Consider the following 16882-nt stretch of genomic DNA (forward strand, 5'->3'; position numbering starts at 1 on the left):
CACCAGCTGAAATCCAGCTCCACCAGCAACACCCGGCAGGCCGGCCCGGTGCACCCCTCCGGACCGGCCCGCCGGCACCACCCCCCATCCGGTGCACCGCCGCCAGGGGAGCCCGTCGCTCCCCCACACAGACCGGAAAGACCATGGCTTCCACCACACCGATAGACACGCCACCGGTGCCCCCGGTGCAGCGCAAGCGCGCCAGGCCCAAGGCCCCCGGACGCGCGGGCGACAAAATCTTCCTGGGCCTCTCACGGGGTTCAGGCATTCTGCTGCTCGTGATCATGGCGTCGATCGCCGTGTTCCTCACGTATCGCGCGACCCTCGCCATCTCCAAGGACCAGGGCAACTTCTTCACCACGCTGGACTGGAACCCGGTCGGCGACAAGCCGGTCTTCGGTATCGCGGTCCTGCTCTTCGGCACGATCGTCAGCTCGATCATCGCGATGGTCATCGCGGTTCCGATCGCTGTCGGTATCGCCCTCTTCATCTCGCACTACGCGCCGCGCAAGCTGGCCGCACCCCTCGCGTACGTCGTCGACCTGCTCGCCGCAGTGCCGAGCATCGTGTACGGCATCTGGGGCGCACTCTTCCTGGTCCCGTACCTGGAGGGGCTGAACCTCTGGCTCGACCAGTTCTTCGGCTGGACGTACGTACTGGACAAGACCGAGGTCGGCGTCGCCCGCTCGCTCTTCACCGTCGGCATCCTGCTCGCGATCATGATTCTGCCGATCGTGACGAGCGTCAGCCGCGAGGTCTTCCTCCAGGTCCCGAAGATGAACGAGGAAGCCGCCCTCGCCCTCGGCGCCACCCGCTGGGAAGTCATCCGCCTCTCGGTGCTGCCCTTCGGCCGCTCCGGCGTGATCTCCGCGTCGATGCTGGGCCTGGGCCGCGCACTCGGCGAGACGATGGCCGTCGCCACGGTCCTGTCGCCGAGCTTCGTCATCTCCGCGCATGTGCTCAACCCCGGCGGCGCAACGTTCGCCCAGAACATCGCCGCGAAGTTCGACGAGGCCGACCAGTTCGGGCGCGACGCCCTGATCGCCTCCGGCCTCGTCCTCTTCGTCCTCACCCTGCTGGTCAACGGCGCGGCCCGGCTCATCATCGCCCGCCGCAAGGAGTACTCGGGGGCCAACGCATGAGCCAGGCAGCCAACACCGGCATACAGGAACGCCCCACCCCCACGGCGGCCGCTTCCGGAAACAGCCTCAGCAGCCGGGCGCTCCCCCGCTGGGCCCCGGCCGCCTTCGCGTGCGCCGCGCTCGTGCTCGGCGTCGGCATCGGCGCGGCGGCGGGCTGGCAGAGCCGCATCCAGTGGGGCGTGTTCTCCGCGGTGCTCTTCGTCGTCATCTCGTACGTCACGACGTCGGTCGTCGAGAACCAGCGCCAGGCCAAGGACCGGCTCGCCACCAGCATCGTCTGGGTGTGCTTCCTCCTCGCCGTCGTGCCGCTGGCCTCGCTGATCTGGATCACGGTCAGCCGCGGCGCCAAGGTCCTGGACGTCTACTTCCTCACCCACTCCATGGCAGGTGTGCTCGGCATGGAGCCGGGCGGCGGTGTCTACCACGCGCTGATCGGCACCCTGGAGCAGGTCGGCCTCGCCACCTTGATCTCCGCCCCGATCGGCCTGCTGACCGCCGTCTATCTGGTGGAGTACGGCAAGGGTGTACTCGCCAAGACTGTGACGTTCTTCGTCGACGTGATGACCGGTATCCCGTCCATCGTCGCCGGTCTCTTCATCCTGTCGATCATGCTGATGGCGAAGCTCCAGCCGTCCGGCCTGATGGGTTCGCTGGCGCTCACCATCCTGATGATCCCGGTCGTGGTCCGCTCCACCGAGGAGATGCTCAAGCTCGTCCCGAACGAGCTCCGCGAGGCATCACTCGCGCTCGGCATCCCGAAGTGGCGCACCATCCTGAAGGTGGTTCTGCCCACCGCGATCGGCGGTATCACCACGGGTGTGATGCTCGCGATCGCCCGGATCGCCGGCGAGACCGCGCCGATCATGCTGCTGGTCTTCGGCAGCCAGCTGATCAACACCAATCCCTTCCAAGGCGCACAGTCGTCGCTCCCCTTCTACATCTGGGAGCAGTTCAAGATCGGCAGCGAGGCGTCGTACGACCGTGCCTGGGCCGCCGCTCTGGTCCTGATCGCCTTCGTCATGATCCTCAACCTGGTGGCCCGCGGTATCGCCCGCTGGAAGGCCCCGAAGACCGGCCGCTGACGCGGCACGAAAGAAGCAGTGATTCAGATGGCCAAGCGCATCGACGTCAGCGGCCTGTCCGCCTATTACGGTTCCCACCTCGCCATCGAGGACATCTCGATGACCGTGGAGCCCCGCTCCGTGACCGCCTTCATCGGCCCGTCCGGCTGTGGCAAGTCCACCTTCCTGCGCACTCTGAACCGGATGCACGAGGTCACCCCCGGTGGCCGCGTCGAGGGCAAGGTCCTGCTGGACGACGAGAACCTGTACGGGTCCAACGTCGATCCGGTCACCGTGCGCCGCACGGTCGGCATGGTCTTCCAGCGGCCGAACCCGTTCCCGACCATGTCGATCTTCGACAATGTCGCGGCGGGCCTGAAGCTGAACGGTTCGTACAAGAAGGGCCGGCTGGCGGACGTCGTCGAGAAGTCCCTTCGCGGCGCCAACCTCTGGAACGAGGTCAAGGACCGCCTGAACAAGCCCGGCTCCGGTCTCTCCGGCGGTCAGCAGCAGCGCCTGTGCATCGCCCGCGCGATCGCGGTCGAGCCGGATGTGCTGCTGATGGACGAACCGTGCTCCGCCCTGGACCCGATCTCCACCCTCGCGATCGAGGACCTGATCGGCGAGCTGAAGGAGCGCTTCACGATCGTCATCGTGACGCACAACATGCAGCAGGCGGCCCGTGTCTCGGACCGCACGGCGTTCTTCAACCTCTCTGCGGTCGGCAAGCCCGGCAAGCTCGTGGAGATAGACGAGACGGAACGGATCTTCTCCAACCCGTCGGTCCAGGCGACGGAGGACTACATCTCCGGCCGTTTTGGGTGACCAAGGACAGCCTTTGGGGTGCTGCATGGCGGTGCCACCCTCAAGGCGAAGGGTCCGCCCCCGCTCCTCACAAGGGAGCGGGGGCGGACCCCTTTCACTTCAAGCCCGCGGGGGGCGTCACTCACCCGAACAGCAGAACGACGACCCCGTAACTCGCGGCAGCGACCAGTGCCGCGGCCGGCATCGTGATGAACCACCCGAGGATGATGTTCTTCGCGACCCCCCACCGCACCGCGTTGACCCGCTTCGTGGCCCCCACACCCATGATCGCCGAGGTGATCACATGCGTCGTGGAGATGGGCGCGTGGAACAGGTAGGCCGAGCCGAACATGATCGACGCCCCGGTCGTCTCCGCGGCGAAGCCCTGCGGCGGGTCCAGCTCGATGATCTTCCGGCCGAGCGTCCGCATGATCCGCCAGCCACCCGCGTACGTACCCAGCGAGAGCATCAGCGCGCAGACGATCTTCACCCAGACCGGGATCGGGTCGCTCGGACTCTCGACATCGGCGATGACCAGCGCCATCACCACGATGCCCATCGTCTTCTGCGCGTCCTGCAGACCGTGCCCGAGCGCCATGCCTGCCGCCGAGACCGTCTGGGCTATGCGGAATCCGCGCTTGGCCTTGTGCGGGTTGGTCTCCCGGAACAGCCACATGATCGCGACCATCACCAGATAGCCCACGACCAGACCGACGACCGGCGAGACGAACATCGGGATGACGATCTTGTCGAGCACCCCGTTCCAGTGCACCAGCGTTCCGCCGGCCAGCGCCGCACCGACCATGCCGCCGAACAGCGCGTGCGAGGACGACGAGGGCAGACCGAAATACCAGGTGACGAGGTTCCAGATGATCGCGCCGACCAGGGCGGCGAAGAGGATTCCCATCCCCTTCTGCCCCTCGGGCGTCGCGATCAGGCCCTCACTGACGGTCTTGGCGACTCCCTGGCCCAGGAAGGCACCGGCGAGGTTCATCACCGCGGCCATCGCCAGGGCCGCCCGCGGGGTCAGCGCCCGGGTGGAGACCGAGGTGGCGATGGCGTTCGCCGAGTCGTGGAAGCCGTTCGTGTAGGTGAAGCCGAGCGCGACACCGATGGTCACGATCAGCGCAAAGGTGTCCACGTGGTTCAGGACTCCTTGACCGCGATGGTCTCCACCGTGTTGGCGACGTGCTCGAACGCATCGGCCGCCTCTTCCAGCACATCCACGATCTGCTTGAGCTTCAGCACCTCAATGGCGTCGTACTTGCCGTTGAAGAGATGGGCGAGCAGCTTGCGGTGGATCTGGTCGGCCTGGTTCTCCAGGCGGTTGACCTCGATCCAGTACTCGGTGAGGTTGTCCATCGTGCGCAGGTTGGGCATCGCCTCGGCGGTCAGCTCGGCCGCCCGCGCCAGCACCTCGATCTGCTGCTCGACACCCTTGGGGAGTTCTTCGACCTGGTACAGCACGACCAGGTCGACGGCCTCCTCCATGAAGTCCATGATGTCGTCGAGCGACGATGCGAGGTTGTAAATGTCCTCGCGGTCGAACGGCGTGATGAAAGAGGAGTTCAGCTGGTGGAAGATCGCGTGGGTGGCATCGTCCCCTGCGTGCTCCGCTGCCCGCATACGTTCCGCGATCTCGACTCGGGAGGCAGAGTCCGCCCCGAGCAGTTCCATGAGGAGTTTCGAGCCCGTGACGATGTTGTCCGCGGATGCGGAGAACATGTCGTAGAAGCTCGTCTCCCTGGGGGTCAGACGAAAGCGCACGTGGGGTCCTCAGGATGCTTTGGTTTCGGTCAGGCTGATGCTAGGCGCATCATCCGGCCACGGCTAACCGGCGTTCTTCAGTGTCGCGCATCGAACACGGTGATCGGCACGGGCCCCCGGTCACGGTTCAGCCGAATTCGTTAGGATATACCCACCTGGGGTATATAGGGCGCAGGTTAAAGGGAAACGGGAGGCAGCAATGACCACCACCGAGACCACAGAGGCGACGGAACCCACCGAGGAAACGGCGGAGACCCTCACCGACCACGACCGCGGCATACACGGCTACCACCACCAGAAGGCCGACCACGTCAAGCGGCTGCGCCGGATCGAGGGCCAGATCCGCGGTCTGCAGCGGATGGTCGACGAGGACGTCTACTGCATCGACATACTCACGCAGGTCTCGGCGTCCACCAAGGCTCTCCAGTCGTTCGCGCTCCAGCTTCTCGAGGAGCATCTGCGCCACTGCGTCGCCGACGCGGCCGTCAAGGGCGGCGAGGAGATCGACGCGAAGGTCGAGGAAGCCACGAAGGCCATCGCCCGCCTGCTCCGTACCTGAGGCAGCGCCGCTGGAGGTCGCACGGTGTGCGGTCGCACTTCCTGGGGCACTGTCCGGGGCGCCGCCTGACGTGCGCTTCTGTCCGTCATCCCCGGTGGTCACTCTGCCGGGGAACGGTGGTGCGTTCGGTGCCTGCCCCGACGTTGAGCACCTCGTCGATACGGTCCGCACTGAGCCGTTCCCCGATCGCGGCCGACGCCGCGATCATCAGCTCACCGCATAGCTCGATCTCGGCGAGGGCCACATGGTCCTGAACGGTCCGAGTGCTGAGCGTCACCACGTACGTCACCTCTCACTGCCGTCGCCGACTTCCTAGCGTAGGGAGCGGACCACGTGCCGCGCATGGCACGGACGGACCATTTCGGCCCCGCCGGATGCCTACGCGCCCGGCCCGCCGCCTCCTCCGCTGCTACCGCCGCCCCTGCTCGATCCGCCCGGTGTAGATGTCGCGATCATCCGGAAGCTGCACATCCACGGGCACCCCGAATCCGAACAGCAGCGTCGTCGACACCACCTGCACCGCCGGTCCCTCGTTGGCGAAACTGAACCGGTGCCGCACCTTCCGCAGCCGCCCCGCCTCGTCCAGATACGCGTCGAACGGCACCGCGTCCATGCGGAACCCTTTCGCCGCCGCGGCCAGTGCGCCACGCGATTGCGGCGAGGCGGTCCGCGCCGCGCGTCCGAGGTCCGCGGTCCCCCGGTAGTGCCGGACCATGACCCCGGCGAGCTCGCTCTCCCCCACGTACGTCACTTTGTCCGCCCCGCGCAGCAGTTCGGCGGCCGCCATGGGATCGGTGACCCCGCCCGTGACGAGGTTGCCGTCCTCCAGGGCCGTCGTATCGACCCTGACCCACTTGCCGGCGGGCACTCCGGCACCACGGTTCTTCATGTAGAGCGCACCGGGGGCGAGGAGTTCGGTGATGGGTCGGTGTTCGTACTCGCCCGCGGCGTCCTTCGGCAGCACCACGGTGAGCCGGCCGAGCTGCCTGCGGAAGTCGTACGTCCCCCGGCCGGTGATCGTCACCCGCGTCCCGCCTGCCGCGGTCTCCATCGACGTACGCACCTCGGCACTCCCGGCGACGTCCGGGCTCCCTGGCAGATTCCCGCCCCCTGTCCCGGCGAGCACCGCGGCCGCCCGGTGGATCACTTCGAGGGAATCGCCCCCACCCCGCTCGTCCACCACGCTCCGGCCGCCGGCATCGGTCCCGCCCCGGCCACCGCTGTCCGAGCATCCGGCGGCCGCCGCCATCACGCCCACCACGGCGAGGGCGCAGACAGCGCGCGCCCCGCCTCCGGACCTGTGCTGCTGCACCACCATCGCCTGCCAACCCTCAACGACGTACCGCTTGCCCGAGCCCCCCACCCGACCCGCATAACGACCACCCCTGTCCCCCGTCACGCCGTCCTCGTGGGCCTCACGGACGGGTGCCCGTCCCCAGTACCGTGGACGCGTGTACGACCAACACACCGCGGAGGTCACGCCGACCGCTCCCGCCACCCCGCCGACGCCCCCCGCCCACGAGCCCTTCACCATCGAACGCGGCTCGTTCTGCATCGCCCGCTGCGAATGCGGGTGGACCGGCCCGGCCCGCCGCTCCCGCGACCGCGCCCGCACCGACGCCGAGCAACACCGCACCGCCCGCTGATCACGGATCACGGATCACGGACAACCGATCCACCCGACGGTCGCCCGACCGACCGACCCGCCAGGCCATGTCCCGGAGGTCCGATGAACCTGCCGAACCGCCGCACCCTGCTCACCGCGGGCGCGGCAACAGCCCTGACCGGCGCCACGGCCACCGCCTGCAGAGGCTCCGGCACGGGTTCCTCGGCCGCAACCTCGGCCACCACCACCCGCACGTCGCCCGCATCAGCCGGCTCACCGTCTGCCACAACCGGCAAGACGAACTGGCCCGCCCTGGCCAAGAGCCTCGACGGCACCCTCGTGCGCCCCGCGGACGCGGCGTACCGGACGGCCCGTCAGCTCTACAACACCCGTTTCGACGGCCAGAAACCGGCAGCCGTCGCGTACGTCCGGCACGCGGCGGACATCCGTGAGTGCCTGGCCTTCGCCCGCCGCAGCTCCACCCCCGTCTCGATCCGCAGCGGCGGCCACTCCTACGCAGGCTGGTCGAGCGGCAACGGGCGCCTGGTCATTGACGTCTCGTCACTCTCCCGGGTCGACCGGGACGGCACCGTCGGCGCGGGCGCCAAACTCATCGACGTCTACCGGGGTCTTGCCCGGCACGGACTGACGGTCCCCGGAGGCTCCTGCCCCACGGTCGGCATCTCCGGCCTCACGCTCGGCGGCGGCCACGGCGTCGCGTCCCGCGCGTACGGCCTGACCTGCGACAGCCTCACCGCGGCAACGCTCGTCACCGCCGACGGCAAGACAGTCACCGCCGACGCCAAGCACCACCCCGACCTCTTCTGGGCGCTGCGCGGCGCGGGCAACGGCAACTTCGGCGTGGTCACCGAGCTGACGTTCCGCACCCGCCCGGCCCCGCAGACCGTCACCGCGTACATGTCGTGGCCGTGGTCGCGCGCCCGGTCCGTCATCGCCGCCTGGCAGGAGTGGGGCCCCGACCAGCCGGACGAGATCTGGTCCTCCGCACATCTCGCGGCGGGACCGGGCGGCGGCAACCCGACCGCGTCGGTCGTCGCGTTCAGCCTGGGGACCTACGGCGACCTCCAGAACGCCGTCGACCGTCTCGCCGCCCGGATCGGCGCATCGGCGTCCTCGGTGTCGCTGCGCCGCCGCAGCTACGAGGAGGCGATGCTGGTGTACGCGGGCTGCTCCGATATCAGCGACGCGCAGTGCCGGCTGCCGGGTACGACACCCGGCCGTACCGTGCAGGGCGCGCTCCAGCGCGAGACCTACGCCGCCGCGTCCGACTTCTTCGACCACTCCCTGTCCCCGGCGGCCATACGGGCCCTGCTCGACCGGACCGAGGCGTTCACCCGGATCGGCGTGACCCCGAGCGGCGGCGGCGGATCGATCGCGCTCACCGCGCTCGGCGGGGCGATCAACCGGGTCGACCCGCGGGCGACGGCGTTCGTCCACCGCCGCTCACGGATGCTCGCCCAGTACATCGCCGCCTGGCGTCCCGGCACGGCGGGCACGGCCCAGCAGGACTGGCTGAAAAACACCCACGGGGCGCTGCGGCGGTACGCGTCCGGGGCGGCGTACCAGAACTACACGGACCCGACGCTGACCGACTGGCGGCAGGCGTATTACGGAACGGCGGCCGACCGGCTCACCCGGGTGAAGAAGCAGTACGACCCCGAGCGCCTCTTCACTTTCCCGCAGGCGCTGTAAGACCGACCGGCAATTGGGGGGCGGCGTCACGGATCTGGGGCACGCACCCCCCAATTGCCGGTCGGTCTGACGCAGAACCGGGGGGCGCGAACGCCCCCCGGCTCTCCCTCGGCCACACCGCCTTCAGGCGGCCAGATCCTTCTCGCCACCGCCGCCCGACCGCGGGCGCGGCTCCGGGATCCCGAGCGGGCGCTCCTCGGCCTCGGCCGGCACCGGCCGCCGCGACCGCACGAGCCAGCCCACCCGCTCCGACCGCGAGACGGCGGCGACGACCGGTGTCAGCAGCGCCATCGCAAGCGGGGCGAGCAGCAGTGCGGCAGCAGTGCCGAGCGCGAATCCGCCGATGACGTCGGTCGGGTAGTGGACCCCCATGTAGATCCGGCAGAACCCTTCCGCCAGCGCGAGGGCGATCGCGGCGAGCCCGAATTTCCGGTTGGCCACGAACAGCCCGACGCCAAGGGCCATCGCCATCGTGGCGTGGTCGCTCACGAACGAGAAGTCGTTCTTCCCCGACACCAGGACATCCAGGCCCTGGTGGTCGCGGAACGGGCGCGGCCGCTCCACGAAGCCCCGGATCGGAATGTTGACGAGCAGCGCGATCCCGGCCGCGAGCGGCGCCCAGACGATCCCGGCGACCGCGGTCACCGAGTCCTCGGCCGTGCCGCGCCGGCGGACGCTCCACCAGCACCACAGGACCACGAGGACCATGCCGAGCATGATCCCGTACTCGCCGACGAACTCCATGACCCGGTCGAACCAGGTCGGAGCGGACTTCGCGAGCCCATTGATGTCGTAGAGCAGGCTGACGTCGGGGTTCGACGCATCCAGTGCGAGTCCAGCCATCCGCTGCGGCCCCTTGTCTTGTCTGCTGCCGCGGCGCACACCCGTGTGCACCGCATTTGACGAACCCCCGTTTTTCGGTTCGACCACTACTTCGATCACTGCTGCGTGACGTACGCGACTGTGCCGGTCGGCGCCGCATGGTCAATGCGCATGCCGTCCCAGTCCAGGGAACGATGCTCTCTGCGTGTACGTTCCACTCTCCACCGAATGATCACCATGACGTTATCGAAGAGAGACTCGTCGTCGCAGCTCAGGGCCCAGGCTTCACGGAGAGTTCCGGCCAAGGCTGACTCCCTGTCACGCCGCCGGCTGGATGGTCGGTAGTGCCGCGGCGCCGTCCTTCGTCACGCGTGTCGCACCGAAGTAGTCGGGCGTGTCGATCTTGTCGAAGCGGATCACGGCCCCGGTGTACGGCGCGTTGATCATGTACCCGCCGCCCACGTACAGCCCGACGTGGTGGATGGCCCGGGAGTTGGTCAGGTCGTCCGAGAAGAAGACCAGGTCACCGGGGAGCAGCTCGTCCCGTGAGGGGTGCGGCCCGGCGTTGTACTGGTCGTTCGCCACCCGCGGCAGCTCGATGTCCACGGTCCGGTACGCGGCCTGCGTCAGCCCGGAACAGTCGAACCGTCCACCCTGCTCAGCAGTGCCGTTCCCGCCCCACAGGTACTTCGTGCCGAGCTTCTTCTGCGCGAAGTAGATCGCCCCGGCCGCCTGCCGCGAAGGCTCGACCCGCCCGACCGGCCGGGCGAAGCTCTTCTCCAGCGAACGGATGACCTTGACGTAGTTCTGCGTCTCCGCGATCTTCGGTACGCCGCCCGACCTGATGACCCGGTACGCACCGGCGTTGTAGGCGGCCAGCATGTTGTCCGTCTGATCTCCCGGCACCTTCTTGACGTACCCGGCGAGTTCGCAGTCATAGCTGGCGGCGGAGGGGATCGCATCGGCCGGATCCCATACGTCCCGGTCCCCGTCCCCGTCCCCGTCGATCCCGTGCCCGGACCAGGTCCCGGGGATGAACTGCGCGATGCCCTGCGCGGCGGCCTTGCTCTGGGCCCGCGGGTTCCACCCGCTCTCCTGGTACAGCTGCGCGGCGAGGAGCGCGGGGTTGATGGCCGAGCAGAGGTTGCCCCACTTCTGCACGAGCGGCTGGAACTTCGCCGGCACGGCCCCCTTCGCCAGCCCGACGGCCCCGTTGCTGCCGGCGCTGCCGAGGCCGGCGGCAGCGGAGTACGTACCGACGACGAGCAGCGCCACGAAGCACATGGCGACCCCGATGCCGATCCCACCGACCACCCAGAATTTCCGCACCCCTCAACCATCCCCCATCGGGGGCGGGTTCAAGGCCGGTTTCGCGGGTGTGTGCGAGTTGTTCGGGGCACAGGCAGGCTCACCGGGGTCACCGACCGGGCGGCCGAGCGCGGATTCCGTTCACTGACGCGTCTTCAGGATGCCTCGGCGGACCAGTAGTCGGAGTGCACGTTGGGACGCGGCAGGGGGTAGACGCCCTCGTACGCCGGACCGTTCGGCCTGGACGTGGAATCGGTGACCTTCGACTCCTTCACGCAGGGACTGTCCGCCTCGAAGAACGCCTGCCCCTTTCCGCGGAAGCTGACACTGATACCGAACCCGGCGTCCGTCTGGGCATAGACGGCCGGGAACTCCGTGTCATTGTTGATCGCCTTGATCCGGTAATCGCTCTTCCGCCAGAACGACTCCACCTGATCCAGGAAATCCGCCCGGCGCGACGCCGACACGATGGTCATCACGGTGCGCCTGCGGGTCACATCGCACGTCCCCGCAGTCGTCGGCCCGTGCGCCCACTGCACCTCGGGGTCGATGGCCTTCAGCACCGCGTCCAGCATGCCGTCGGACCGCTCGGCGGCCTGCTGCATGTCCATGCGCCCCTTCTTCCCTCCGGCGTCCCCTTGTACCCGGTGTTCGCTCCCGCACGCGGACAGGGAGAAGCCGAGGGCCAGGGCCACCGCCACGATCCGGAACCGTCGCTTCATCGCTGTGCCTCCATCTTGAGCCCGTCGGCATGTCCCGACACGATCAGAGCGATGCTGTCCGCCGAGACGGCGTCCCTCACCGGATCGAAGTAGAGAGAGTGGGCATCAAAGCTCAGGCCGGAGCCGCTGACCACCGGTGGCCCGTCGCCCACGGGGAAGCGCCTGGCGCCGAATGCCTTGCTCGCCGGGTCCTTGCCGAACCAGAGATCGTCGCCCCCCGGGTCGGCCAGATCCCCGGCGAAGTATGCACCAGCAGGACCGAACGCCAGCATCCCCAGCGTGCCCACGGCGGCCTGCAGCTTGGAAGGGAGCTTGGTCACCGGGTCGTTCGCCGCGGCGCCGACGAAGACGTGTCCGGCACCGACCCCGAGATCCACGGCCTGCTCCACGCCCACCCCCGGGCTGCCGACCAGAATGATGTCGTCGACCCCCGGGATTCCGCCGACATGCTGCGCGGCGGCTCCCACGGTCCGCGAGCCGTACGAGTGCCCGATGGCCGTCAGATGCGGATCCTTGTTCTGGTTGGTGGCGACCAGCCCGCTCATGAAGTCGTTGTACGCCACGCCGCCCTTCTCCGCCCGCCCCGCACCCATGACCGCCAGGCTCCCCAGCCCGTCCGGCGTCTGTGGCGCGTCGTAGCCGAGCCAGACGATCGCCGCAGTGGACTGGTCGTACCCCTGGGCACCGATCGCCGTGTCACGGGCCCGCTTGAGATCGTTCTTCGCGAATTCCTCGTCCAGAGAGGTGTTCAGCCCCGGCACATACGCCGACACGTTCTTCGACGTGTCCGGATTCCCGAACGAGACGATCGCCCGGCCGTTTCCCTCGTCCGATATGCCGAGCAGGTACATCGGCGGCTGCTTCCCGTTCTCCTTCAACTGCCGCTCGATCTCCCGCAGTCCGGCGAGCTGCTTCTGCGACTTCGCATCGTCCTGCCCCGACAGCTTCCCGATCAGCTGAGTCAGGTTCTTCCGGTTGGCCGCGTCCCTGGTCGCCGCCGGGATCCCGTCGAGGCTGCCGATCCGATCCGGGGAAAGGGCGAGGTACTGATCACGCTGATCCTGCGTCAGTCCGTCCCACCACGCCTTGCGCCCGGCAGCAGTGCCGCCCCGCGGGATGCGGGCGTTCAGATAGTCGCGCTGGTCCGCCTGCACGGCCGCCCCGACACGGGAGCCCGAACCGGGCAGCCCGGCGCCGATTCCACCGACCCCGGTGGCCCCCTTGATCAGCTCCCCCGCCGCACCGGCGCGGTCGCCCTGGGACCACTTGTTGCTCGCGCTCTGCGTGTACTGGGCGACCTGGCTGCCGAGGTTCTTGCCGTTCGTGACGGGGTGGAGGACAGCGTCCGCGGCACCGCTGACATCGCCCCAGAGCCCGTCGCCGACGAGCCCGGTGAAGAAGCCGCCGTCCGATGCGTGACCGGCGGGGCTCGAACCGTCGCCCCCCTCGGCGGCCTGGGTGGCGTTGCCGCCGTCTCCGCCGGAAGCGGTGGACCCGCCCGAGGCATCCGTGCCACCCGAGTCCGAACCACCCGACGCTGCGGAACCGCCGGAGTCCGTACCCTCGGAGTCCGTACCCTCGGAGTCCGATCCACTGGAGTCCAATCCACTGGATGCTGCGGACCCGCCCGAGTCCGTACCCCCGGATGGCCCCGACCCACCGGACGAAGAAGTCCCTCCGGCGACGGTCGACCCTCCGGAGTCCACACCGCCGGACTCCGTACCGCCACCGGCAGAGGCACCACCACCGCCATCGGTGCCATGGCCGGCCGCCACGCCACTGCCCGCCGCCGGGCAGGCGCTACCGGTCAGCCGGCAGATCGCGCTCCGGATCTCACCGGTCAGCTGTCCGCCGATCTGCGTCGCCATGAGCGCACCGACAAGGGCCACGACCACCAGGACCGCGCCGAGGTACTCCATCGCGGTCTGGCCACGGTCACGACGGGCCCTGATCACCCGCGTGAGAATGAACGGCCTCTGCGCGGCGCGCTGTTCAGGGCTGAGCCTGAACCAGGCGCGGGACCTCCTCAGGAACAAAAGGACGACGACGGCGACAGGTATCACCAGCTGGAAGACACCTTGGACGCTGCCGTCCCCACTCAAGGTGGCCAGCGCACCGAGGACGAGCCAGACGTGTACGGCAAGGAGTCCGCGGCGGATCCGGACGCCACCAGTCCATAGATACAGCGAGAGGACGAACCCGGTGACACCCGGTAACGCCGCATACAGCAGCATGCCCAGCAGCCGACCGTTCACCGCATCGACCGAGGACGCCACCGACAACACGTCGATCACGCCGACGACGGTGACCACGAAGAGCACGCGGACGAGGATCTGCACTGCCTGCAACGTGCTCGGCAGGGGGTGCCTGCCCGGATGGACCACGACAGCATCCGGGTCAACGCCACCCGGAACCGCTAACCCTCGTATGCCAGACACGGCGAGTCCCCTGCCTTGTGAGTGGGTGCAGTGAGCAGTGACAGAACCGCCACTCCACGTATGCGACCACACGGGCACCGGGCGGGGCATGGGTCCCAGGGCCCAATGCGAGACTCAAAGTGCGCGATACATCCGGAGGTTCAGGTCACCTTGTCCTGATGTGGCGTCAGGTTGCTCTGGCGGACCAGAAGTCGGAGTGCACGTTGGGGCGGGGAAGGGGATAGACGTCCTCGTACGCAGGACCGTTGGGCGGGGTGGTGGACTCGGCCACCTCTGATTCCTTCACGCAGGGGCTATCCACCTCGAAGAAGGCCTGGCCCTTGAAGCCGATGATGAGGCTGACCCCGAAACCGTCCTTCGTCTGCGCATAGATCGCCGGGGCATCTGCATCGTTATTGATTGCCTTGATCCTGTACCCGCTTTTCCGCCAAAAACGGTCCACCAGGCCCAGAAAGCTACCGCGACGGGCTTCCGAAACAATGGTCATGACCGTACGCCTCCGAGTCACATCACAACTGCCTGTGGTGGTCGGCGCATGCGCCCACTGCACTTCTGGTTTGATCTCGTTCAACACGGCGTCAAGGATGCCGTCAGAATGGTCAGCTGCTCCTTGCATGTTCATATCTGTCCTCTTCCCATGATTCACGCAGCCGGAGATCAGCACACATGCCATTAGAGCCACAGTCGTGGTCACGAAACGGTGACTCATCGATACCTCTCCACCTTGACCCTTTGCGAATGCCCAGCAGCGATCAGCGCAATACTGTTGGCAGACGAAGTGTCCTTGCGGGGATCGAAGTACTGGGAGTGTGCATCGATCGAGATCCCCTCACCGTTGACCAACCGTGGACCGTCATCTACAGGGAAACGTCTCGCACCGAATGCTTCGCTCGCCGGGTCTTTTCCGAACCAGAGATCGTCGTCGCCTTGGTCGGCGAGGTCTCCAACAACGTAGGAAGCGACAGGTCCCGCAGCGACGAGGCCGACAGCACCAAAAGCGGTCTGCTGCTTTGACGGGAGCATCGTCACGATGTCGTGCTCCGCCGCCCCAACGAAGACGTGGTCCTTTCCCACCCCCAGATCCTCGGCGTGATCCACGCCGACCCCGGGACTACCAACCAAGACGATGTCGTCCACTCCGGGAATCCCGCCACCCTGCTGCGTGGCAGCACCGACAGTGCGCGATCCGTACGAGTGCCCAATTGCCGTCAGGTGCGGGTTCTCATTATCGTTGGTAGCCACCAATCCACTCATGAATCCGTTAAACGCGCTCCCACCCCTCTCGGCCCTCTCGTCACCCATTACCGCCAGACTCCTCAACCCATCAGGCGTCTGTGGTGCGTCGTAGCCGAGCCACACGATCGCCGCACTGGATGGGGCGTGATTCAAGGTACCCATAGCAGTGTCACGAGCACGCTTAAGGTCCGCCTTAGTAAATTCCTCATCCAGTGACGTATTCAGCCCCGGCACATAAGCCGACACATTCCGAGCCGTATCCGGATTCCCGTAAGAGACAATCGCCCGCCCATTCCCCTCATCCCCAATCCCGAGCAGGAACATCGGCGGCTTCCGCCCGTCGTGCAGCTGCCGGTCAATCTCCCGCAACCCCGCCAACTGCGTCTCCGCCTTGTCCCCCTCCTGCCCTTCCAGCTTCCCGATGAGCAGTTGCAGGTTGTCCCGGTTGGCGGCGTCCCGTACGACCGCCGGGATTCCGTCCAGGTTGCCGATCTGGTCCGGGTACACCGCGAGGTACTCCTCCCGCTGCTCCTGCGTCAGCCCGGCCCACCACGCCTTGCGTTCGGCCGGGCTCGCGTTGTGCGGGATGGCTTCGTTCAGGTAGGCGCCGGCCGCGTTCCGTACCGCTGCCGCGTCTGTCGCCGCGTCCGTCCACGTCGAGTCGGGGACCTTCAGGCCCTCCTCGGCCTTCAGCTTCCGCAGGATCCGCGTGTACCGCCAGTCGATGTCGGCCGCTGTCCGCAGGGCCTTGACCACCCGGTCGGCGATGTCCTGCGCCTTGGCCACGTTCGGGTTGGGGGCGACGAGCCCCGAGGGCGGCAGCAGCCCCGGTACTCCTCCCCCGGTCGCCGTCCCGCCCGGCATCGGCTTGTCGTCGATCAGCCCCTCGCCGGCCTCCGGGTAGGTCACCGACCCGTCCGGGTGCACGGTGAACTTCAGGGCTTCCGCGTCGTCCAGCGCTTCCTGCAACGCCCTTTGCTGGCCCCTGATTTCGTGGGCCATGCTGTTCAGCGTGGTGCGGAGCAGACCGCACTCCGTGTACACGTACTGGAAGTTCTGGCTGAGTTGTCGCAGCCGCCCTACGGCCGCGTCGGCCGCCTCGCCCTGCTGCGTCCCGCGCAACTCGTTCAGCAGCTGCTTGTCGATGCGGTCCCGGCCGGCGTCGGCCAGGTTGCTGGCCCGGCCCCATCCGTCGGCCGCGCCTTCCAGTTCGGCGCAGTTCACGTCGCGCAGTTGGGCCCACGTGATCTTCGAGGTCATTGCCCACCGGTCCGCGTCGCGACCGCTGCGAAGGACGACTTCACGGTCTCGTCCGTGACGCCCTGGGCCAGTACGACGGCGCGGAGTTTCCCGGCGAGGCTCCCGCACTCGCAGCGCGCGGCTTCGATCCGCCGCTGCCACGACTCGCGTACGGCGCCGAGTTCGGCCAGCGCCTCCAGTCCGACGGTCCCCGTCACGACCCCTTCGTGCGCGGTCTCCAGCTCGGTCTTCACCGGCCCCAGCAGCGTGTGCAGCGACTCGGCTCCCCCGGCGGCCCGCAGCCAGGGGCCGTCGCTGTGCTTCAGCTGATCCCTGCCACCACCACCCGGACCGTCACCAGCTCCGCCCGCCCCGCCCAGATCGCTCAGCCTCTGCCGGCCCACCACGGCCACGCCGCTCACCCCGCTCTTTGATCGTGGAGCGGCACTGTCCCAAAGACGGCGC

Annotated in this window: 17 protein-coding genes; 6 read left to right on the forward strand and 11 right to left on the reverse strand. The window is 68.0% G+C overall.

Annotated features, from left to right (window positions below; translation table 11 throughout):
* Positions 1-143 precede the first annotated feature (143 nt).
* Genes pstC through pstB form a run of 3 tightly spaced genes read left to right on the forward strand, consistent with a single transcriptional unit; the run spans position 144 to position 3028 of the window.
* Positions 144-1142, forward strand: a complete 999-nt coding sequence (gene pstC, locus OH809_RS19810) for a phosphate ABC transporter permease subunit PstC (protein ID WP_406421160.1) — start codon at positions 144-146, stop codon at positions 1140-1142.
* A complete protein-coding gene (gene pstA / locus OH809_RS19815; RefSeq protein WP_406421159.1) occupies positions 1139-2224 on the forward strand; it encodes a phosphate ABC transporter permease PstA in 1086 nt (361 codons plus the stop codon). The genes pstC and pstA overlap by 4 nt, the downstream gene beginning before the upstream one ends.
* A gap of 27 nt (positions 2225-2251) precedes the next feature.
* Positions 2252-3028: a phosphate ABC transporter ATP-binding protein PstB gene (pstB, locus tag OH809_RS19820; protein ID WP_406421158.1), complete on the forward strand. Its 777-nt coding sequence runs from the start codon at positions 2252-2254 to the stop codon at positions 3026-3028.
* 121 nt (positions 3029-3149) lie between these two features.
* Here pstB and OH809_RS19825 read toward each other — a convergent pair whose 3' ends face one another.
* Positions 3150-4148 carry an anion permease gene (locus OH809_RS19825; RefSeq protein ID WP_406515411.1) on the reverse strand — a complete coding sequence of 333 codons (999 nt, stop codon included), beginning with the start codon at positions 4146-4148 and terminating at the stop codon, positions 3150-3152.
* Between the two features lie 5 nt (positions 4149-4153).
* On the reverse strand, positions 4154-4774 hold the full coding sequence (locus OH809_RS19830; protein ID WP_037695792.1) for a DUF47 domain-containing protein: 621 nt from the start codon (positions 4772-4774) through the stop codon (positions 4154-4156).
* Between the two features lie 199 nt (positions 4775-4973).
* On the opposite strand from OH809_RS19830, the gene OH809_RS19835 reads away from it, so the two are divergent.
* Positions 4974-5333 (forward strand): metal-sensitive transcriptional regulator, encoded by a 360-nt coding sequence (locus OH809_RS19835; protein WP_406421156.1) that lies wholly within the window; start codon positions 4974-4976, stop codon positions 5331-5333.
* An 85-nt stretch (positions 5334-5418) separates the two neighbouring features.
* On the opposite strand, the gene OH809_RS19840 is transcribed toward OH809_RS19835, so the two are convergent.
* On the reverse strand, positions 5419-5613 hold the full coding sequence (locus OH809_RS19840) for a hypothetical protein (RefSeq protein WP_406421155.1): 195 nt from the start codon (positions 5611-5613) through the stop codon (positions 5419-5421).
* Positions 5614-5742: 129 nt separating this feature from the next.
* Positions 5743-6651, reverse strand: coding sequence for a hypothetical protein (locus tag OH809_RS19845; RefSeq protein ID WP_406421154.1), 909 nt, complete (start codon positions 6649-6651; stop codon positions 5743-5745).
* Positions 6652-6784: 133 nt separating this feature from the next.
* On the opposite strand from OH809_RS19845, the gene OH809_RS19850 reads away from it, so the two are divergent.
* Both OH809_RS19850 and OH809_RS19855 read left to right on the forward strand, forming a co-directional pair.
* Complete coding sequence (locus OH809_RS19850; RefSeq protein ID WP_406515412.1) at positions 6785-6979, forward strand: hypothetical protein; 195 nt, start codon at positions 6785-6787, stop codon at positions 6977-6979.
* Between the two features lie 83 nt (positions 6980-7062).
* Positions 7063-8652: an FAD-binding oxidoreductase gene (locus OH809_RS19855; protein ID WP_406421153.1), complete on the forward strand. Its 1590-nt coding sequence runs from the start codon at positions 7063-7065 to the stop codon at positions 8650-8652.
* A gap of 123 nt (positions 8653-8775) precedes the next feature.
* On the opposite strand, the gene OH809_RS19860 is transcribed toward OH809_RS19855, so the two are convergent.
* The 7 genes from OH809_RS19860 to OH809_RS19890 form a co-directional block, all read right to left on the reverse strand.
* A complete protein-coding gene (locus OH809_RS19860; RefSeq protein ID WP_406421152.1) occupies positions 8776-9495 on the reverse strand; it encodes a phosphatase PAP2 family protein in 720 nt (239 codons plus the stop codon).
* A 297-nt stretch (positions 9496-9792) separates the two neighbouring features.
* On the reverse strand, positions 9793-10803 hold the full coding sequence (locus OH809_RS19865; RefSeq protein WP_406421151.1) for an NlpC/P60 family protein: 1011 nt from the start codon (positions 10801-10803) through the stop codon (positions 9793-9795).
* Between the two features lie 134 nt (positions 10804-10937).
* Positions 10938-11504, reverse strand: coding sequence for a hypothetical protein (locus OH809_RS19870; protein WP_406421150.1), 567 nt, complete (start codon positions 11502-11504; stop codon positions 10938-10940).
* Positions 11501-13843 carry an alpha/beta hydrolase gene (locus OH809_RS19875; protein WP_406515413.1) on the reverse strand — a complete coding sequence of 781 codons (2343 nt, stop codon included), beginning with the start codon at positions 13841-13843 and terminating at the stop codon, positions 11501-11503. Before OH809_RS19875 ends, OH809_RS19870 begins: the two co-directional genes overlap by 4 nt.
* 265 nt (positions 13844-14108) lie before the next feature.
* Positions 14109-14615: a hypothetical protein gene (locus OH809_RS19880; protein ID WP_406516266.1), complete on the reverse strand. Its 507-nt coding sequence runs from the start codon at positions 14613-14615 to the stop codon at positions 14109-14111.
* Between the two features lie 32 nt (positions 14616-14647).
* On the reverse strand, positions 14648-16438 hold the full coding sequence (locus OH809_RS19885) for an alpha/beta hydrolase (protein WP_406515414.1): 1791 nt from the start codon (positions 16436-16438) through the stop codon (positions 14648-14650).
* Positions 16435-16839 (reverse strand): hypothetical protein, encoded by a 405-nt coding sequence (locus OH809_RS19890; protein ID WP_406421146.1) that lies wholly within the window; start codon positions 16837-16839, stop codon positions 16435-16437. The genes OH809_RS19885 and OH809_RS19890 overlap by 4 nt, the downstream gene beginning before the upstream one ends.
* Between the last annotated feature and the right edge of the window lie 43 nt (positions 16840-16882).

The organism is Streptomyces sp. NBC_00873 (assembly GCF_045207415.1).
GTDB lineage: Bacteria > Actinomycetota > Actinomycetes > Streptomycetales > Streptomycetaceae > Streptomyces.